This window comes from Aeromonas sp. S11(2024) (assembly GCF_041402345.1).
GTDB lineage: Bacteria > Pseudomonadota > Gammaproteobacteria > Enterobacterales > Aeromonadaceae > Aeromonas > Aeromonas veronii.
This window is the reverse complement of sequence record NZ_JBGLRC010000015.1, coordinates 24,060-41,206: the sequence shown is the minus strand read 5'-3', so window position 1 is coordinate 41,206 and position 17,147 is coordinate 24,060. Positions and strand designations below refer to the sequence as shown.

20 protein-coding genes are annotated in these 17,147 nt (G+C 62.9%); 15 read left to right on the top strand and 5 right to left on the bottom strand.

Translation table 11 applies throughout. The features are described from left to right. Nucleotides 1-134 precede the first annotated feature (134 nt). Complete coding sequence (locus ACB040_RS13395) at nucleotides 135-602, top strand: hypothetical protein (protein ID WP_371155163.1); 468 nt, start codon at nucleotides 135-137, stop codon at nucleotides 600-602. Nucleotides 603-765: 163 nt separating this feature from the next. Further along, on the top strand, nucleotides 766-1,134 hold the full coding sequence (locus tag ACB040_RS13390) for a VOC family protein (protein ID WP_058058755.1): 369 nt from the start codon (nucleotides 766-768) through the stop codon (nucleotides 1,132-1,134). Nucleotides 1,135-1,355: 221 nt separating this feature from the next. On the opposite strand, the gene ACB040_RS13385 is transcribed toward ACB040_RS13390, so the two are convergent. Then, the gene (locus ACB040_RS13385; protein WP_371155165.1) at nucleotides 1,356-2,936 is read right to left on the bottom strand and encodes an alpha/beta hydrolase; all 1,581 of its coding nucleotides are present in this window, start codon (nucleotides 2,934-2,936) and stop codon (nucleotides 1,356-1,358) included. Nucleotides 2,937-3,281: 345 nt separating this feature from the next. Here ACB040_RS13385 and ACB040_RS13380 point away from each other — a divergent pair, with 345 nt between their 5' ends. After that, the gene (locus tag ACB040_RS13380) at nucleotides 3,282-3,404 is read left to right on the top strand and encodes a hypothetical protein (RefSeq protein WP_005359634.1); all 123 of its coding nucleotides are present in this window, start codon (nucleotides 3,282-3,284) and stop codon (nucleotides 3,402-3,404) included. Continuing rightward, nucleotides 3,394-4,410 (top strand): 23S rRNA pseudouridine(2604) synthase RluF, encoded by a 1,017-nt coding sequence (rluF, locus tag ACB040_RS13375; protein WP_244774151.1) that lies wholly within the window; start codon nucleotides 3,394-3,396, stop codon nucleotides 4,408-4,410. The genes ACB040_RS13380 and rluF overlap by 11 nt, the downstream gene beginning before the upstream one ends. A gap of 68 nt (nucleotides 4,411-4,478) precedes the next feature. Here rluF and ACB040_RS13370 read toward each other — a convergent pair whose 3' ends face one another. After that, entirely contained in the window at nucleotides 4,479-5,741 is a 1,263-nt protein-coding gene (locus ACB040_RS13370) for a cyanate transporter (protein ID WP_371155168.1), read from the bottom strand. A gap of 176 nt (nucleotides 5,742-5,917) precedes the next feature. Here ACB040_RS13370 and ACB040_RS13365 point away from each other — a divergent pair, with 176 nt between their 5' ends. Further along, nucleotides 5,918-6,760, top strand: coding sequence for a LysR family transcriptional regulator (locus tag ACB040_RS13365; protein ID WP_371155170.1), 843 nt, complete (start codon nucleotides 5,918-5,920; stop codon nucleotides 6,758-6,760). Nucleotides 6,761-6,823: 63 nt separating this feature from the next. Here the strand turns inward: ACB040_RS13365 and rsmS are convergent, their stop codons facing one another. Together rsmS and ACB040_RS13355 are read right to left on the bottom strand one after the other, a co-directional pair. Continuing rightward, nucleotides 6,824-6,979, bottom strand: coding sequence for a pleiotropic regulatory protein RsmS (gene rsmS / locus ACB040_RS13360; protein WP_005359642.1), 156 nt, complete (start codon nucleotides 6,977-6,979; stop codon nucleotides 6,824-6,826). Nucleotides 6,980-7,073: 94 nt separating this feature from the next. Next, nucleotides 7,074-7,541, bottom strand: coding sequence for an acyl-CoA thioesterase (locus tag ACB040_RS13355; RefSeq protein ID WP_005337580.1), 468 nt, complete (start codon nucleotides 7,539-7,541; stop codon nucleotides 7,074-7,076). 138 nt (nucleotides 7,542-7,679) lie between these two features. On the opposite strand from ACB040_RS13355, the gene ACB040_RS13350 reads away from it, so the two are divergent. Both ACB040_RS13350 and ACB040_RS13345 read left to right on the top strand, forming a co-directional pair. Next, nucleotides 7,680-8,318 carry a tellurite resistance TerB family protein gene (locus ACB040_RS13350; protein WP_042656069.1) on the top strand — a complete coding sequence of 213 codons (639 nt, stop codon included), beginning with the start codon at nucleotides 7,680-7,682 and terminating at the stop codon, nucleotides 8,316-8,318. A gap of 154 nt (nucleotides 8,319-8,472) precedes the next feature. After that, nucleotides 8,473-8,931: a GNAT family N-acetyltransferase gene (locus ACB040_RS13345; protein ID WP_042056363.1), complete on the top strand. Its 459-nt coding sequence runs from the start codon at nucleotides 8,473-8,475 to the stop codon at nucleotides 8,929-8,931. A 93-nt stretch (nucleotides 8,932-9,024) separates the two neighbouring features. Here the strand turns inward: ACB040_RS13345 and ACB040_RS13340 are convergent, their stop codons facing one another. Next, nucleotides 9,025-10,440: a PLP-dependent aminotransferase family protein gene (locus ACB040_RS13340; RefSeq protein ID WP_371155173.1), complete on the bottom strand. Its 1,416-nt coding sequence runs from the start codon at nucleotides 10,438-10,440 to the stop codon at nucleotides 9,025-9,027. Nucleotides 10,441-10,562: 122 nt separating this feature from the next. Between ACB040_RS13340 and ACB040_RS13335 the strand changes: the two genes are divergently transcribed. The 8 genes from ACB040_RS13335 to ACB040_RS13300 all read left to right on the top strand — a co-directional run bounded on the left by ACB040_RS13335 (nucleotide 10,563) and on the right by ACB040_RS13300 (nucleotide 17,056). Further along, nucleotides 10,563-12,134, top strand: a complete 1,572-nt coding sequence (locus tag ACB040_RS13335; protein ID WP_371155175.1) for a cytochrome ubiquinol oxidase subunit I — start codon at nucleotides 10,563-10,565, stop codon at nucleotides 12,132-12,134. Then, nucleotides 12,134-13,273 (top strand): cytochrome d ubiquinol oxidase subunit II, encoded by a 1,140-nt coding sequence (gene cydB, locus ACB040_RS13330; RefSeq protein WP_371155177.1) that lies wholly within the window; start codon nucleotides 12,134-12,136, stop codon nucleotides 13,271-13,273. Before ACB040_RS13335 ends, cydB begins: the two co-directional genes overlap by 1 nt. Nucleotides 13,274-13,289: 16 nt before the next feature. After that, a complete protein-coding gene (cydX, locus tag ACB040_RS13325) occupies nucleotides 13,290-13,400 on the top strand; it encodes a cytochrome bd-I oxidase subunit CydX (RefSeq protein WP_021230659.1) in 111 nt (36 codons plus the stop codon). 131 nt (nucleotides 13,401-13,531) lie between these two features. Next, nucleotides 13,532-14,491, top strand: a complete 960-nt coding sequence (locus tag ACB040_RS13320) for an MBL fold metallo-hydrolase (protein ID WP_371155179.1) — start codon at nucleotides 13,532-13,534, stop codon at nucleotides 14,489-14,491. Continuing rightward, nucleotides 14,484-14,819 (top strand): hypothetical protein, encoded by a 336-nt coding sequence (locus ACB040_RS13315; protein ID WP_371155181.1) that lies wholly within the window; start codon nucleotides 14,484-14,486, stop codon nucleotides 14,817-14,819. The genes ACB040_RS13320 and ACB040_RS13315 overlap by 8 nt, the downstream gene beginning before the upstream one ends. Continuing rightward, nucleotides 14,807-15,664: a DUF692 domain-containing protein gene (locus ACB040_RS13310; protein ID WP_371155183.1), complete on the top strand. Its 858-nt coding sequence runs from the start codon at nucleotides 14,807-14,809 to the stop codon at nucleotides 15,662-15,664. The genes ACB040_RS13315 and ACB040_RS13310 overlap by 13 nt, the downstream gene beginning before the upstream one ends. Beyond that, a complete protein-coding gene (locus tag ACB040_RS13305) occupies nucleotides 15,657-16,451 on the top strand; it encodes a putative DNA-binding domain-containing protein (RefSeq protein WP_371155185.1) in 795 nt (264 codons plus the stop codon). Before ACB040_RS13310 ends, ACB040_RS13305 begins: the two co-directional genes overlap by 8 nt. Continuing rightward, on the top strand, nucleotides 16,448-17,056 hold the full coding sequence (locus tag ACB040_RS13300) for a DoxX family protein (RefSeq protein WP_005337566.1): 609 nt from the start codon (nucleotides 16,448-16,450) through the stop codon (nucleotides 17,054-17,056). Before ACB040_RS13305 ends, ACB040_RS13300 begins: the two co-directional genes overlap by 4 nt. Nucleotides 17,057-17,147: the final 91 nt, after the last annotated feature.

The following is a 17,147-nucleotide window of genomic DNA, read 5'->3' as shown; positions in this document are numbered from 1 at the left end:
TGTACATGAGGGTGGCGAGAAGAGTATCATTTTTTCCAACCAAATCAGTAAGCTGTTGTCGCCTGTTACTCGTTTGAAAATCGCCCTGGTTTTCGGTAAGAGAGCGCGGCAGTAACAACCACAGGGAGGTGGTGATGGATCCGGTTTCCTATCTTTTTTCGGCTTACCTCAATCTGGTACAGCAGCAGGTTGCGGATATCTATGGCACCGAGGCCAAGACGCTGGTGGTGCAGTATGAAGGGGAGTCGGTCCCGTTCTCTTTTCAGCTGTGGCAGATCCAGCAGCCGAGCGTTTGTCGTTCCTACGAGCAGGATGTTCGGCGTTTTAGCCAGTGCACGGTCAAGGCTTCGGCTCTGTTTCACAAGCTGTGCGATGACCTGACCCGGCAGGATGACAGCAGTTGGCAACTGCCCAAATATCGCGCCATGTATTGTTCGGCCGCCGTCAGCTACAGGCCGATGATTGCCGAGATTGGGAATGCCAAACAGAGTCCAGCCAAGCTGGCAGAGCGGGCCTGCAATCAGGCGATTCTGGCTGCGATGGACAGTGACGATGAAGCCCTGCTGGCCCAGCGTGACAAAGCGTGCGCTGCGGTGCAGTAACGCGAATTTATCTGACCAGAACATTTGCGCTCTCTTTGCGCGCCACGGCACACATGGGTTTCCCCTTGCCGGGTATGATGGGGTAGCCCGCTGTAGCGGCAACAGTCGGATGTTTGCGGGCATATGTCGGTCACATCAGCCAGATCACCACCAGGAGGTAACCATGATCAGCCATATCGACCATCTGGTATTGACGGTCAGTGATATCGAACGGGCCGTGGCGTTTTACAGTTCGGTGCTCAATATGGAGGCCATCACCTTCGGTGCGGGGCGCCGGGCGGTAGGGTTTGGCAACCAGAAGATCAATCTGCAATTGCTGGGGCAGGAGCCGCGCAATCGGGCGCAGGTGGGGTCGGGAGATGTCTGCCTTATCACCCGCTGGCCGCTGGAGCAGGTGATGACCCAGCTTGCCTGCCACGGGGTGGAGATTGTCGAGGGGCCGGTGACCAAAAGCGGTGCCTGCGGGCCGATAGAATCCATCTACTTCCTCGACCCTGACCAGAACCTGATAGAAGTGAGCATCTATCCCTGACAGGGTTGGCGCGGCGCCTGACGGTGCAACACCTGTCAGAATCACTCTACTTCCTCGACCCGGATCAGAATCTGATAGAAGTGAGCATCTATCCCTGAGTCCACCAAGCCATCAGTCCCATCACCATCTCCAGCAGAAAGGGGCCGTCAATTGACGGCCCCTTTCTCGTATCGCTATCGCGCCAAGCAAGTCGGCCGCTTGGCCGATGTGGCAGAAACGCCCTAGAAAGGCGCGCTGCTCTCGTCGCTCTCCTGTAAAAACAGTTCCAGCTCGGCCTGATAGGCCGCATCAGGTTGACCGCTGCTGGCAGGGATTACGGCGGCAGGCCGGACGACGGGAGGGGCGGTGAGGGTCTCCATCACCCGCTGCTGCAGATAGGGGTAGAAGGGGTTGGAGGAGGTGCGGGTGAGGGCGCCGGGGTTGACGATCAGCACGCCGCGCTCACCACGCAGGGCCAGACCGCCGAGATTGATGCCGTATTGCTCCCGCTGCTCCGGGCGCGCCGTCATGCCATAGAGGGGGGCGTCCATCGGGAAGGGGAGCGCCACATGGGAGAGGGAGTAGATCTCCTTGGGATAATCGATACCCAGCGGGCGGAGCTGCTCAGGCTGGTCTGCGCTGGCCAGCGTTCTGGCCTGCGTCGCGAGAGAGGCGGGCTCGACATTGCCCACCACGGTGAGGCGATAGTGCTGAGGGGCGTTTGGCAGCAAGCGGTGCAGCGCCAGCTCGGAGGCCGAGCTCATCAGCGGGCCAAACAGGGTGCTGCGGTTGATATCAAACAGCACCAGTTCGCTGCCGTTGGCCGGCAGGTAGTGGTAGAGATCGGCAATGATGGAGCGGGTGCTGACGGTGTAGTCCATCACCGACTGGAAGGTGAGGGCGGGGGGAAATGCCGCCAGCTCGCCACTGGCGGCCAGCTGGCGCACCTGCTGCTGAATGGCGTGGGTCAGGCGGTAGGACTGGCGCGCGCCGTTGACCGGAAACGAGTTGTATTTGAACGGGTTGAACTCCGGCATGGTGTCGAGCCAGGCGGCGTTGGCAAAGGCGGGCAGCAGGGCCGGCACGGCCTTGAGCCCGGCGAAGCGGGCAAAGCGGGTCACCCCGATCATCGGAGAGATCAGTACCAGCCGATCCGGTTTTGCCAGCGTGCCGCTCGGGTCGGCCAGCGCATCGAGCGCATATTTCACCGCCAGCGCGCCGCCGTTGGAAAAGCCCACCAGATGCAGCGGCCGCTTGCCCGGTGCCAGCAATCTGGCCTCCCGCACCGCCAGTCGGGTGGCGGCCAGCCAGGTCTCCCAATCCACATCCACGAGGCCAGCGGGCACGGTGCCGTGGCCGGGGATCCTCAGCCCCAGCGCGATAAAGCCCTGCTCCTGATAACGTCTGGCCAGATGGCGCAGGCTGTAGGGGGAGTCGGTCAGGCCGTGCAGCAGCACCGCCACCCCTTTGACTTCCCCCTCGGGGCGCAGCAGGTAGGAGCGGTTCCAGTTCTGCTGAAAGCGGGCGGGATTGATGGGGGCGTCCTGATAGTAGCGATTGCTGGCCAGTTGCTGCTCCGGCGGCGTCTTGGCAACCACCTCGGTGGCCACCAGCTCGAACAGCTCTGCTTCGCGGGCCAGATAGGCTTGCCAGTCGCTGCTGTCGAGCTCATCAGCTCTGAGTTCGGGGGGCACTACTGTGTGCCACAGCTGCAGCGGCGCTGCCTGCCAGGCGAAGTAGGCGATCACCGCCCATGCGGTCAGCAACAGCAGCAACAGGGTCAGCAGAGCACGGCGAACAAGGCGGCGAGTGTGAGCCAGCATGGTGCAATCCTTGGCGATAGAGATGGGGCCGCCTCTGGGCGGGCGAGTTCGGCGCAGCACCCTAGGCGCTGCTAATCGGCTTAAAGCCTAATGGAAACAAGGTGATATGTATAGTTGATGGCGTTCGGCCACGCTGGCTGTGGGCGCCTGCTCCTGCCGTTGGCATCAGGCTGGTTGTTCAAAGGCTGCATCGCGGGCCATCTGGCGGCGTGAACCAGTTCGCAGATGCCCGCTTGGACGCTGCGACCCTGCAACTATCTGCCCCTGAAAGGGGGCAATTATGCTACTGTAGCGGCGTTTTTTGATGGATAAGCTGGCATTGGCCTTTTTTGAAGATGGAATGGTATGCAGAACTTTGACGTAGTGAATTGGCTGATGCAGCAAACAGCCTCCCCGGCGCAGCCGGAACAGGCGATGGCACAACCGGGCGCGGCCCAGAACCTGTGGCAGGTGATCCATGCTGGCTAACGAATCCATGCGCCTGAACAAATACATCAGCGAGAGCGGCATCTGCTCGCGCCGCGAGGCCGACCGCTTTATTGAGCAGGGCCATGTCTTTATCAACGGCAAGCGGGCCGGGATTGGCGATCAGGTGCAGGTTGGCGATCTGGTCAAGGTGAATGGTCAGGTGATCGAGCCGCGCGAGGCGGACAGTCTGGTGCTGATCGCCCTCAACAAGCCGGTGGGTATCGTCAGTACCACAGAGGCGGGCGAGAAGGACAACATCGTCGATTTCGTCAACCACAGCACCCGGGTCTTCCCCATCGGGCGTCTCGACAAGGATTCGCAGGGTCTGATCTTCCTTACCAACCACGGCGATCTGGTCAACAAGATCCTGCGGGCGGGCAACGATCACGAGAAAGAGTATCTGGTGACCGTCGACAAGCCGGTGACCGACGAGTTTGTGCGCGGCATGGCGGCCGGGGTGCCGATCCTCGGTACTGTGACCAAGAAGTGCAAGGTGAAGAAAGAGGCGCCGTTTGTTTTTCGCATCACCCTGGTGCAGGGACTGAACCGCCAGATCCGCCGGATGTGCGAGCACTTCGGTTTTGAAGTGACCAAGCTGGAGCGCATCCGCATCATGAACGTCAGCCTCAAGGGGCTGCCGGTAGGCGAGTGGCGCGATCTCACCGACGACGAGCTGATCGATCTGTTCAAGCTGATTGAGGACTCCTCCTCCGAGGTGAAACCGGCCAAAGGCGACAAACCCAAGGCGGCCAAGGCCCCTGCGGCGCAAAGCGCCAAACCGGCTCAAGGCAAGAAGCCGCGCCGCGATGATGATCATGAGATTGGCGGTCGCCCCAATGTGCCGGGCCCGGAAGCCTTCGAGAAGAAGCTGCCGGTGGGCAAGGGGGGCGCGGGCAAAGGTGCTGCCAACAAGGGCGGTGCTGGCAAAGGGGCACCCAAGGGTGGCAAACCGGCTGCAGGCAAGCCGCGCACCGCTAACACCGGACGGCAGAAGAAGGGGCGCTAAGTTGCCCCTCTGAGTGGCGTCAGCCTCGTCTTGTGATCCTCAACACTGCTATCCCCAACACACCGGCCTCAGGCCGGTGTGTTGCTTTGGGTCGCAGAGTCGGTTGGGCGAGGCGCCGGAAGGGTTGGCTCGCTGGTGGTCTTTAACCCCATGACACGGGGATAGTGGCGCGGGTCGAGGCGCACTACCAGCAGGCTCATCAGCAGCAATCCTCCCAGTTGCCACTGCCAGGCGGCCGCAAAGTCGCCCACATAGTGATAGAGCCGCGCCGCCACCCAGGGGCCGGTGGCGGCCAGCATAAAGCCGAAGCCCTGCATCAGGGCGCTTAAGGTGCCGGCACGGCGCGGGTCCGGCAGGTGATCGAGCGCAATCACCATGATGAGGGAAAAGCTGCCGCCCAGACCGGCGCCGCACAGCATGCACCAGAGGATCGGGGCACTGGCTGGCGCCAGCCAGAGGCCGCCAAATCCCGCCAACTGCATGGCAATCGCCAGCCCCATCCACGGCCGCCGATCCAGACTGCGCGCCGCCAGCAGCGGCAGACCGAGGCCGCTGGCGGTCTGGGCCAGTGCCAGCCAGGCGACCAGCTCGCCCGCCTGTGCGGCGCTCCACCCTTGCGCCATATAGGCGGGGGCCAGCCAGGCCACTACGATGCCGTAGCCGCTGTTGATGATGCCAAAGCAGACGATCAGCAACCAACTGCGGGGCAGGGTGATCAGCCGCTGTTCGCCATCGGGAATGGCGACCGCGGCGGCACGTGGCTGACGCACTTTCCACCCAAGCCAGACGAGGGCCAGCAGCAGCGGCAGGCTCCAGAGTGCCAGTGCCTGCGACCAGTCGAGGCTCGCCGCCAGCCTTGGGGTAAGGCTAGCCCCCAGCGCCCCGCCCCCCATCATGCAGGCGGAGAAGATCCCCATCACCAGCGGCACCTTGCGGGCGAAGGCCTGCTTGATCAGCGCGGGCAGCACTCCCTGCACCAGTGCCGACCCCAATCCACAAAGCGCCGCGCTGGCGATCAGCAAGGCACCGCTTTGGGCATCGAAGCGCATAGCGCTGCCAATGCCGAGCAGCAGCAGGGCGGCCCCCAGCAGTTGGCGCGCACTGGTGCGTCTACGCAGGCTGGGGGTGAGCAGCACGCCAATCCCGATCAGCCAGAGCGGCAGCAGGGTGAGCCAGGCGAGGGTATCCATCCCGAGCGACAGGGTGCGGCCAATCTCGCCGCTCAGCGGGCCGATGGCGGTAAGAAAGGGGCGCAGATTCAGGCCAATCAGGATCACCAGCACCAACAGGGCAGTCTGGCCTGCGGGTTGATCCGTATTTCGTTGATTCATCGGGTGCTGTTTCCGGTTCTGGGAGAGACAGGGGGCATTCGGGATGCGGAGTCATCGGGGCTGAACATGGCAGATCACTGTCAAAGGAGGCAAAAATGCCAGCCTAGCGGGCTCGAAAGTCATTTGGAAATTAAATGATAGAATGGAGTTCAGTGGTTTTGTAAATGGAGTGCCCCATGCTGGATCCCCTGTTACTGCGCAGTTTTGTCGCCATTATCGACACCGGCAGCTTTACCCGCGCCGGTGAACGGGTCCATCTGACCCAATCCACCATCAGCCAGCAGATCCGCCGCCTTGAGCAGCAGCTCGGCTGCCCGCTGCTCGATCGCGCTGGCCGACAGGTGGTGGCGACGGCGGAGGGGGAAAAATTGCTGGGGCTGGCCCGCCGCATTCTGGCGCTGCTGGCGCAGGCCGAGGAGCAGGTGAGCGAGGGGAGCATATCGCTCAGCCTCGGGGTGCCGGAGGATTTCGCCGCCGGCGCCATCACCCCTGTGCTGGCCGCCTTTGCCCGCGACTACCCCGAGGTGCGGCTGGAGGTGGAGAGCGGCCTGAGCCACGAGATCTGGCAGCGCTTCGAGGCGGGGGAGCTGGATCTGGCGCTGGTCAAGCAGGCTCGAGGAAAGGGTTCGCCCCTTGCCAGTTGGCGCGAGCCGCTGGTGTGGGTCGACAGTCGCGACTGGCCTGCACGGGAACGGGATCCGCTGCCGCTGGTGGTGTTCCCGAGCGAAGGGCTCTATCGGCGGCAGATGACCGAGGCGCTTGATGGCCTCGGTCGGCGTTGGCGTATCGCCTATGTCAGCGCCAGCCTCGCCAGTTTGCAGGGGGCGGTGAGCGCAGGCATCGGCGTGAGCTTGCTGCCCAAGCGGCTGATGCCCGCCGATCAGCTGGCCCTGACCCAGTGGCCCAGGGTGGCGCCTGTGGAGCTGGCGCTCCATGCCGGGGTAAGCGGGAGCGAGCCGCTTAGCCGCTTGAGCGCGGCCCTGATCGCCCTCTGTGACGAGGTGATGGGGCCGCAGTGAGTGGCCTATGTGGGGAAAAACTTCTGTGGGGAAAAACTGAAGTCGGAAAGATAAACGGGGGGATCAGTGATCCTTCCCCTCCGCCAGCTTGCGCTCGTAGTCATTTTTTACGATGGCCAGCGCCGCCAGCACCAGTTCGGGGGCCAGCTGGTTGGTTTCCAGCAGTTCAATCAGATCCACCGCGAGTTTTACCTCGGGCGGGGCAGTTTCCAGTGACATGGGCAGGGTTCCTGTTGCGGGAAGAGGGGGGATTATACAGGGGCGCCGCCGTTGGCCGAAAGCGCCCGCTCTGTCGGGCTGTGAGGCATGAAGGTCAGAGGTGCTGACGCATCTCCTTGTCGATCTCCTCGCGCAGGGCGATCAGCTTTTTGGCGTACTGCTGCAACTGCAGATCGCTCTCGCTCACCGGCTGCCACTGGGGCACCGGGGTCGGTTTGCCCTGTTCATCCATCGCCACAAAGATGATGATGCAGTGGGTGGTCTTGTGGCGCTCGGTCTCGGTGGGGTGGCGGCTGTAGACATCCACCGCCAGATGCATGCTGGTGGTGCCGGTGTGGATAACCTGGGCGTGCACCTCCACCAGCTGGCCAATCTGGATGGGGCGCAAAAAGCGGATCCCCCCCACATAGACAGTCACCGCATAGCCGCCGCACCAGCCAGCGGCGCAGGCATAGCCCGCCTGATCGATCCACTTCATCACCATGCCGCCGTGTACCTTGCCGCCGAAATTGACGTCAGAGGGTTCGGCCAGAAATTGCAGGGTCAGTTCGCGATTGGGCACAGTTACATCCTTATTGCCTGAAGGGTTTCCCTGAGCTTTGCCCCATCGGCCTGCCCGGTCAAGGGTTCATCCCCGATTCAGGGGGGCGGGGTCACTATCTTGCTCTATCGACGGGAACATAGCCGCAGGAGTGACACCATGAAACAGATGCTGGAACAGTTGTTGGGGGCAGGCAAAGGCTGGCTCAACGAAGGCGGAGACAAGCGCAAGGGGCAGATGCAGGGGGCGCTGGCCGGTGGCGCGCTCGGTCTGCTGCTGGGCAATAAAAAAGTGCGCAAATATGGTGGCAAGGCCGCTGCCGTGGGGGGCGCTGCGGCCCTTGGCGGGCTGGCCTACAAGCTCTATCAGGATTGGCAGGCCCAGCAGGCGGCACCGGCCCAGCCCACCCATCCCATCAGTGGGCTGGAAGGCAATGCGCTGGATGCCCGCGCGGCGCTTTTGGTGCGCGCCATGGTGGCAGCGGCCCGGGCCGATGGCCATATCGACGGGGCCGAGCGCCAGAAAATTCAGGAGTACCTGACCGAACAGGGTCAGAGCGATGTCGCCCGCTGGATTGACGCCGAGCTGGCCCGTCCCCTCGACCCCCACGCGCTGGCGCGGGAAGTGACCGATATGGAGCTGGCCACCGAGGTCTATCTCGCCTCCCTGCTTGCCATCGAGGTGGATCACTTTATGGAGCGCGGTTATCTCGATGAGCTGGCTCGGGCCCTCAAGCTCGATGACAACCTCAAAGGGAGCATCGAGCGGCAGGTGGCCCAACTTAACGCCCCCGCCTGATACCCCTCATCGCCATGGATTGCCGATAACGCCCCGCTCATGGGGCGTTGTTGTTTCTGCGGCTCGTCAAAAGATACGGATGAGCCTATTTGGATTGCGGGACACAGCCCCTAAGATGGCGCATGACCATCACCTTTTTTGCAAGGAGCAACCGTTGGAGATACGCAAGGCAAGCGAACTGGATATCGACGCCATTGTCGAGCTGAACCGGCAGATAGGAGAGATCCACCATCAGCACTATCCCGAAGTGTTCAGTCCCCCTTCGCCAGAGGAGCGGGCATTTTTGCTGAGCGCCATCGGCGCCGAAGGGCGTCTATTCTGCGTTGCCGAACAGGATGGCAGGGTGGTGGGCTTTTTGACGGCGCGGATAGACATCAATGAGAGCGTGCCTTTCCTCAGCAAGCTGCCTCTCTGCCGGATCGGCTCGGTGGTGGTGGATGAGCAGCACCGCTCCCGCGGGATTGGCAAGGCGCTGATCGCCCATTGCGATGAGTGGGCCAAGGCCCGTGATGCTCAGCAAATCCGGCTGGAGGTGATGGCCTTCAACGAGCGCGCCCAAGCTCTCTACGAGGCGCTGGGGTTCAAGGTGCAGTCGCAGATCATGGCCAGATGATCTGTTTCTGATTGCTAGCCAAGCCGCGTCACTCCCCAACCACAAAGGCCCGTTGCGGGCCTTTGTTCGTTTCGCCAGCGGCTCCTTGCCTCGTTACTTTTCACCGAGCTGTGCGGCAATCAGTGCCGCCAGCCGGGTGAGGGCCTGCTCCAGCTGTTCGCTCCAGGGATGGGAGCTGTTGAGGCGCAGGCAGTGGTTGTGTTGCCCCTGACTGGAGAAGAGCGCGCCGGGGGCTACTGAAAAACCGCTGCCCAGCGCCTTGGCGTGCAGGGCGCGGCTGTCGAAATGGGCAGGCAGCGCCAGCCAGAGGAAGTAGCCGCCATCGGGGGCGGAGATCCGCACCTCGTCCGGCAACAGCCGTTGCAGGGCCGCCCGCATCAGCTGCTGGCGCTGGGCCAGGGTGTGGCGCAGGCGGCGAAAGTGGGCATCGACCCCTCCCTGGCGCAGCATCTCGGCCAGCGCCAGCTGGCTCGGCACATTGGTGGAGAGGGTGGACATCAGTTGCAGCCGCTGCACCCGCTCGGCATGGGGCCCGGCCACCACCCAGCCGACCCGAAAGCCCGGCGCCAGGCACTTGGAAAAGGAGCTGCAGAGCAGGCTGTCGCCGCGTCGATCCCAATGTTTGATGGGCTTGGGCCGCTCGCGGCCGAAGTAGACCTCCGCATAGACATCATCCTCCACCAACGGCACGGCATAGAGGTTGAGCAGCGCCATCAGCTGCGCTTTGTGCGCATCGGGCATGGTGTGGCCCAGCGGGTGCTGCACATTGCCCATCAGCCAGCACGCCTTGACCGGAATGCGGGTGAGGGCGTCTTCCAATAGCGCCAGATCGATACCCACCCCCGGGATGACCGGGATCTCCACCGCCTTGAGTTTCAGCCGCTCGATGGCCTGCAGGGCGCCATAGAAGGTGGGGGACTCCACCACCACCCAGTCACCGGGCTCGGTCAGCACCTGCAGGCTGAGGGAGAGCGCCTCCATGGCGCCGGTGGTGATGATGATCTCCTGCGGATTGACCGCCACCCCGTCACTGGCGTAGCGCTGGGCGATGGCGCGGCGCAGCGCTTCGTTGCCGGGGGGCAGGTCGGCCACCGTGCTGAAGGGATCGAGCTTGCGCATGCAGCTGGCCAGGGCCCGCCCGAGCTGGGGATGGGGGAACAGGGTCGGGTCTGCTACCGACATGCCAAGGGGCACCAGATCCCGCGATTTGCTCGCCTGCAACACCTCGAACACCAGATCGTTGATATCCACCGAGCCGCTGTAGTGGGTCTGGCTCGGGGTGTGCTGCACGACCTGTGGTGAGGCGGCTTTGACGTAGTAGCCGGACTGGGGGCGGGCGAGGATCCGCCCCTGACTTTCGAGCAGTTGATAGGCCTGCAACACCGTCATGGGGCTGAGCCCGTGGGTCTTGCAGCTCTGGCGAATGGAGGGGATGCGCTCCCCCGGTTGCCAGATGCCATCGTCAATCTGGCTTTGCAGGCGGTCGGCCAACTGCTGGTAAAGGGACATGATCTGGATCAACTGTTATAGGTATAATTCAATATAACTGCATCTGTTATAGGTGTCATGCTCCGTGATGTACTTGTCACGCACGAAACGTGCAAGGCAAATACAACAAAAGAGAGTGACGCATGATCAATCCGGATGACGTGGTCAGCCTGTCTCGCCTGCAATTTGGCGCCACGGCCCTGTTCCACTTCCTGTTTGTGCCCCTCACGTTGGGGCTGTCCTGGATCCTGGTGATCGCCGAGTCGGCTTATGTGATGACCGGCAAGGTGATCTATCAGGACATCACCCGCTTCTGGGGCAAACTGTTTGGCATCAACTTCGTCATGGGGGTCACCACGGGGATCACCATGGAGTTTCAGTTCGGCACCAACTGGGCTTACTATTCCCACTATGTGGGGGACATCTTCGGTACTCCACTGGCCATCGAGGGGCTGATGGCCTTCTTCCTCGAATCGACCCTGGTGGGGCTCTTCTTCTTCGGCTGGGACAAGCTCTCCCGCGGCAAGCACCTGCTGGTGACCATGCTGGTGGCGCTCGGCTCCAACCTCTCGGCGCTCTGGATCCTGATCGGCAACGGCTGGATGCAAAACCCGGTGGGGGCCGAGTTCAACCTGCTGACCCAGCGCATGGAGCTGGTGGATATCGCCGCCGTGCTGTTCAACCCGGTGGCGCAGGTGAAGTTCGTTCACACCGTTGCGGCGGGCTATGTGGCGGCCTCCATGTTCGTGATGGGGGTGAGCAGCTGGTATCTGCTGCGCAAGACGGAAGTGCAGTTTGCCCTGCGCTCCTTCGCCATCGCCTCCGGCTTCGGGCTGGCGGCCATCCTCTCGGTCATTGTGCTCGGGGATGAGTCGGGCTATCGCACCGGCGAGGTGCAGAAGGTGAAGCTCGCCGCCATCGAGGCGGAGTGGGAGACCGAGCCGGCCCCTGCGTCATTCACCCTGTTCGGCTTCCCGGATCAGCAGGCGCAAACCACCCACGCCGCCATCAAGATCCCGTATCTGATGGGAATCATCGCCACCCGCTCCATCGACGAGGCGGTGACCGGCCTCAAGGATATCAAGGTGCAGAACGAGGCGCGCATCCGCAGTGGCATGGTGGCGGCCGAGGCCCTCGACCAGATCCGGCAAGGCGCTGACACCCCGGCCAACCGCGCCCGCTTCGAGCAGCACGGCAAGGATCTCGGCTACGGCATGCTGCTTACCCCCTATGCCAGCAATATCGCCAAGGCAGGGGAGGCGGAGATTGCCAAAGCGGTCGATGACTCCATCCCGCCAGTGGCGCCGCTGTTCTGGGGCTTTCGGGTGATGGTGGGGCTTGGTGTCACCATGCTGGGGCTGATGGTGGTGAGCTTTGTTCAGCTCTGCCGCAACCGGCTGCAAGACTCGCCACGGCTGCTCAAGACCCTGTTCTGGAGCATTCCGCTGCCCTGGATTGCCATCGAGGCGGGCTGGCTGGTGGCCGAACTCGGCCGTCAACCCTGGACCATCAGCGATGTGCTGCCGGTCTCGGCCTCGGTCTCTTTGCTTCAGCCGGGCCAACTCTGGTTCAGCCTCATCGCCATCTGTTCCATCTACACCCTGTTGCTGGTGGTGGAGCTGTTCCTGTTGCGCCATGTGATCCGCAAGGGGCCCGCCATTCTCCATACCGGCCGCTACAGCGGTGAACAACCCGAACTTGCGAGGATCGCCTGATGGATTACGCAACCCTGAAACTCATCTGGTGGGCGCTGGTGCTCTTCATGATGGTCGGTTTTATCGTGATGGATGGCTTCGATCTCGGCATCGCCATGCTGCTGCCGGTGGTGTCGAAAGATGACGACGACCGCCGTCTGGTGCTCAACAGCGTGGGGCCGGTGTGGGAGGGCAATCAGGTGTGGCTGATTGCCGGTGCCGGTGCCCTGTTCGCCGCCTGGCCGCTGGTTTATGCCGCAGCTTTCTCGGGGCTTTACATCCCCATGGTGGTGCTGCTGCTCGGGCTCTTTCTGCGTCCGGTCGGTTTTGACTATCGCAGCAAGCTGGCCGATCCGGTGTGGCGCCGCTGGTGGGATCGGGCGCTGGTGGCCGGTGGCCTGATACCGGCGCTCATCCTCGGTGCAGCTATCGGTCTGGTGATGGAGGGGCTGCCGTTTCGCTTTGACACGGCGCTGCGTCTGCACTACGGCGCGTTCGACTTCCACTGGGGCTGGCTGCTCTCGGTGCTGGCCACCGCCATCACCCTGTTGCTACTGCACGGCGCCGGTTTTCTGCAAGCCAAGGTGACCGGCACCCCTGCGCTGCGCGCACGGGGCATCGCCATCCTGCTGGCCCCGCTGGTGAGCCTCTGCTATCTGCTGGCCGGCTGGCATCTGGTGGATCTGCAAGGGTTTCAGCTGACCGGTGTGGGCACACAACCCTTTGACCCGAATGCTGCCATCAGCCCGCTGATGAAGGGGGTGATCCCCCACGCCGGTGGCTGGCTGCGCAACTATTTTGACTATCCGCTGCTGTGGTTGGTGCCGATCATCGGGACGCTGGCGCCGCTGGTGAGCGGGATTGCCTCCTGGCTTGAGCAGGGCCGGATTGCGCTGCTGGCCAGCGCCATTGCCTGCGCCGCCATGCTCTGCTCGGTGGCCATCGCCCTGTTCCCCTTCGTGCTGCCTTCATCCCTCGATGCGGTCAGCAGCCTGACCCTGTGGGACAGCACCTCCAGCTACAAGACCCTGGCCATCATGTTCGGCCTCGTGCTGGTGCTGATGCCGATCAACCTGGGCTATACCGGCTGGGTCTATCGAGTGGTGCGCGGCAAGCTCGACCGTGCCCGCATCAAGCGCGACAGCCATCAACTCTACTGACCTCAAGGGATCTGCTATGTGGTACTTCACCTGGATTTTGGGCCTCGGATTCGCCCTGCTGCTGGGCTTGTGCAACCTGCTCTGGCTGGAAGCGCGCTGGCAGGCAGACGAGCAGGACGGTAACTGACGGCGGGGGGCTCGCGCCCCGCCATGGCCGGTGGCTGGCGTTCACTCGTCGCCATCGACCCCTCTATCCCCCCTCTTTAAACGACACAAACGACACACTTTCAACCGACAACCAACCGACAGGTAATTGTGATGAAACAGAGATTGAAAGCGGTGGCGCTGGCCATCGGGTGCGCGCTCACCGTCGCCCCGGCCTGTGCCGAACCGGTACAACTGACGCCACTGGATAAAACCTTCACCCTGCAGGTGCTCGGCAGTGGTGGCCCTATCTCCGACGACCTGCGTGCCTCCTCCAGCGAGGTGATCTGGTGGAAGGGGAAATCCCGCATCCTGATCGATGCCGGTGGCGGCGTCTACCTGCGCTTCGGCCAAGCGGGGGCCAAGCTCGAAGAGGTCGATTTTATCGGCATCACCCACTTTCACACCGATCATGTGACCGACCTGCCCGCCCTGCTCAAGGGGGCCTACTTCTTCGAGCGCAGCGATCCGCTGGATCTGGCGGGGCCCGAGGCCGGCTCGGCCTTTCCCAGCATGAGCGGCTACTTCGATGCCCTCTTCAACAAGGACAAGGGCGCTTATGCCTACCTGAGCGGCTTCAAGGATGGCACCGATGGCCTCTTCCCCATCACCTTGCACGATGTGCCCTACCAGAACCCGCAGCCTCACACCGTCTATCAGCAGGATGGGCTGACCATCACGGCGCTCGGCATCCCTCATGGTGACGTGCCCTGTCTGGCCTATCGCATCGAGAGCGCCGAGGGGACCATCGTTATCTCGGCAGATCAGAACGGCAGCAACCCGGCCTTTGTGCCGTTTGCCAAGGGGGCCGACATTCTGGTGATGCCGCTCGCCATCCACGAAGGGGCCGACCCTGTCTCCGCCTCGCTCCATGCCAAGCCATCTGTGGTGGCCAAGATTGCCGCCGAGGTGAACCCCAAGCTGCTGGTGCTCAACCACTGGATGGGGGTCGGCCTCAATCACAAGAAAGAGGCGATGGCCATCGTCAAGCAGCAGTTCCACGGTCAGATCGTGGCCGCCCGCGATCTCTCCAGCTACCCCGTTTCATCCGTCAAGGAGTCCGCCCATGAGTAACTCAAGCAGCAACAAAACCACCGGCAAACTGACCCTCTCCATCGCCATGACCAGCCTGATTGCCCTGACCCCGGGGCTGGCGCTGGCGGCCACCCCGGGCGATGCGCCGGTGAAAGCCGCCCCCAGCGAACAGCACGGCGGCAAGTGTGCGGCGGGCAAGTGCGGCACCGAGAAGCGCTTTGAAAAGCAAGCCCTCGACAGCGATCCGCAAGGCCGACTGGTGCGCGCCCGCGATGGCAAGTGTGGCGTGGTGGGAGAGGGGATTGATGGCGACAGATCCGGTACCAACAGCGGCAGCAAGATGACGGAGGGGGTATGCGGCCAATAAGCTCCCGCAGTCGGGGGATCGGGCTGCGTCAGGAGCATCTGGATGCGCTCTGCTCCGGCCCCGTCCGCCCAGGCATCGACTTTCTCGAGCTGGCGCCGGAGAACTGGATGGCCATCGGCGGCGCCAGGCGGGCGCAGTTGCATCAGCTGGCCGAGCGTTACCCGCTGGTGGCCCACGGCCTCAGCCTCTCCCTCGGCGATTGCCAGCCCCTCAATCGCACTTTGCTCAGCCAGATCCGAACCTTTCTGGATGAGTTCGGCATCGGGATCTACAGCGAGCACCTGAGCTTTTCCCGTGACCAGCAGGGGTATCTTTACGAACTGCTGCCGGTGCCGCGCCAGTGGGAGAACATCCCCTATCTGGCCGAGCGGATCGAGCAGGTGCAGGAGGCGCTGGCCCGCCCGCTGGTGCTGGAAAATATCTCCTACTACCACGGCTATGACCACGAGATGCCGGAGGAGGATTTTCTCGCCGAGCTGGTGGCGCGCAGCGGCTGCGAGCTGCTGCTCGATATCAACAACGTCTTTGTGAACAGCCGCAACCACGGTTACTGCCCCAAGCGGATGATCGCCGGGCTGCCGGGCGACGCGATCCGCTACTTCCATATCGCCGGTCATCTGGAAGAGGCGGACGGCACCTTGCTGGATACCCATGGTCGTCCGGTCTGCGAGGCGGTGGTGGCGCTGGCCCGTTATACGGTGCAGACCCACGGCCTGCGCCCCCTGCTGCTGGAGCGGGATCACCATCTGCCGCCGCTGGCAGAGCTGGAGGCCGAGCTGGCACGGGTGCACGGCGCCTGTTGCGAGGCGATCGACCATCAGGTGCGGGAGGTGCGCTATGGATAGACGGTTATCACTGATCACCTCTCCCAAGACGGCGCCGCAGCGGATGCAGCAGCAGACCGCTTGGCTGGCGAGCCGGGTACGGCTGCCGCAGGATGGCATCGCCAGCCACTATGCCCGCAGCGTGCGCGCCAATGTGGAGTCGGTGCTGGAGAGCGCTTTTCCGCTCACCCACGCTCACTGGGCGCCGGTGGACAGAGGGCTGCTGGTGGAGGGCTTTGTTATCCAGCACGGCGCCGAAGCCCCCGAGTTTCACCATATCGCCACCGAATTTGTCCGCTATGTGCAGCATCGTCACGGCGAAGGCACCCTCAACTGGCCCAGGCAGCGGCTGGCGCTGCTGGAGTATGAGTGGGCCTGCCTCTGTGTCGAGATTGACCAAGGGGTAGTGCCGCAAGTTATGCCGGGGGTTGAGGTGACGGCGGAGAGTCCGCTTGTGCTCAATCCCACCCTGCAACTGCTTGAACTCCCCTTTGCCATCCGTCGCAGCGGGGTGGTGCCGACCCGGCAGGGCAATCACTTCTATGGCCTGTTTCGCAGCCCGGATCATCAGGTGGTGACCCAGCGCTTGCGCGAATGGGACGTGGCGCTGATCCAGTTGCTGCAACAGCAGCCGGGGATCGCCCATGCCGCGTTCCAGCAACAGGTGCAACAGGTTCGCCGTGATTTTGATCTGACAGGGTGGGCACGCCATTTTCACCGGCTGGGTCTGTTGACCTTGTCCGTTGGCGAGCGCCAGTCCGGCACCCCCTTGCCCCCATTTAGCAAACACCAAGGAGAATTCCCATGAACAACACCCTTATCCAGTGGTACGAGCGGGCGGTGGCCCAGTGCAAGCGGCTCGATTTTCTGGCCCTGCTGGCCATTCGCCTCTATCTCATTCCGGTCATCTATGTGGGGGCCCACTCCAAGGTGATGGGCTTTGCCGGCACGGTCGCCTGGTTTGGCGCACCGGTTTCGGAAGGGGGGCTCAACCTGCCGTTCCCGACCCTGCTCGCCTTTCTGGCGGCGGGCACCGAGGTGCTGGGCTGCATCTGCATCGCCCTTGGCCTCTTTACCCGCATCATGGCCATTCCCACCATCTTCCTGATGAGCGTGGCGAGTGCCATGGTGCACTGGAAGCACGGCTGGGATGCCATCGCCACCGGCAGTATGGAGGCCACTGTGCGCCTCAATGGCTTTATCGAGTGGCTGGCCGCCAACTTCCCCGGTCGTTACAACTACATCACCGAGCTCGGGGATCCCGTGATGCTCAACAACGGGATGGAGTTTGCCGCTACCTACTTCGTGATGCTGCTGGTGCTGCTGGTTTACGGCGGGGGCCGCTACGTCAGCCTCGACTACTGGCTCAAACGTGCTGTGACCGGCAAAGCAGGCGTGCAACAGGCGGCATAAGACCCGCCAACGGATAACAAAAACCATAACGACAGAGCATGAAAAACAGCGAGCGGCCGGGTGCCGCTCGCTGTTTTTGTGCTGTGTGGGG

Coding starts and splice junctions, on each gene's coding strand:
- cydX (WP_021230659.1), top strand. CDS start 13,290: ATGTGGTACTTCACCTGGATTTTGGGCCTCGGATTCGCCCTGCTGCTG.
- ACB040_RS13310 (WP_371155183.1), top strand. CDS start 14,807: ATGCGGCCAATAAGCTCCCGCAGTCGGGGGATCGGGCTGCGTCAGGAG.
- ACB040_RS13305 (WP_371155185.1), top strand. CDS start 15,657: ATGGATAGACGGTTATCACTGATCACCTCTCCCAAGACGGCGCCGCAG.
- cydB (WP_371155177.1), top strand. CDS start 12,134: ATGGATTACGCAACCCTGAAACTCATCTGGTGGGCGCTGGTGCTCTTC.
- ACB040_RS13365 (WP_371155170.1), top strand. CDS start 5,918: ATGCTGGATCCCCTGTTACTGCGCAGTTTTGTCGCCATTATCGACACC.
- ACB040_RS13380 (WP_005359634.1), top strand. CDS start 3,282: ATGCAGAACTTTGACGTAGTGAATTGGCTGATGCAGCAAACAGCCTCC.
- ACB040_RS13315 (WP_371155181.1), top strand. CDS start 14,484: ATGAGTAACTCAAGCAGCAACAAAACCACCGGCAAACTGACCCTCTCC.
- ACB040_RS13390 (WP_058058755.1), top strand. CDS start 766: ATGATCAGCCATATCGACCATCTGGTATTGACGGTCAGTGATATCGAA.
- rsmS (WP_005359642.1), bottom strand. CDS start 6,979: ATGTCACTGGAAACTGCCCCGCCCGAGGTAAAACTCGCGGTGGATCTG.
- ACB040_RS13370 (WP_371155168.1), bottom strand. CDS start 5,741: ATGAATCAACGAAATACGGATCAACCCGCAGGCCAGACTGCCCTGTTG.
- ACB040_RS13395 (WP_371155163.1), top strand. CDS start 135: ATGGATCCGGTTTCCTATCTTTTTTCGGCTTACCTCAATCTGGTACAG.
- rluF (WP_244774151.1), top strand. CDS start 3,394: ATGCTGGCTAACGAATCCATGCGCCTGAACAAATACATCAGCGAGAGC.
- ACB040_RS13340 (WP_371155173.1), bottom strand. CDS start 10,440: ATGTCCCTTTACCAGCAGTTGGCCGACCGCCTGCAAAGCCAGATTGAC.
- ACB040_RS13385 (WP_371155165.1), bottom strand. CDS start 2,936: ATGCTGGCTCACACTCGCCGCCTTGTTCGCCGTGCTCTGCTGACCCTG.
- ACB040_RS13320 (WP_371155179.1), top strand. CDS start 13,532: ATGAAACAGAGATTGAAAGCGGTGGCGCTGGCCATCGGGTGCGCGCTC.
- ACB040_RS13335 (WP_371155175.1), top strand. CDS start 10,563: ATGATCAATCCGGATGACGTGGTCAGCCTGTCTCGCCTGCAATTTGGC.
- ACB040_RS13350 (WP_042656069.1), top strand. CDS start 7,680: ATGAAACAGATGCTGGAACAGTTGTTGGGGGCAGGCAAAGGCTGGCTC.
- ACB040_RS13300 (WP_005337566.1), top strand. CDS start 16,448: ATGAACAACACCCTTATCCAGTGGTACGAGCGGGCGGTGGCCCAGTGC.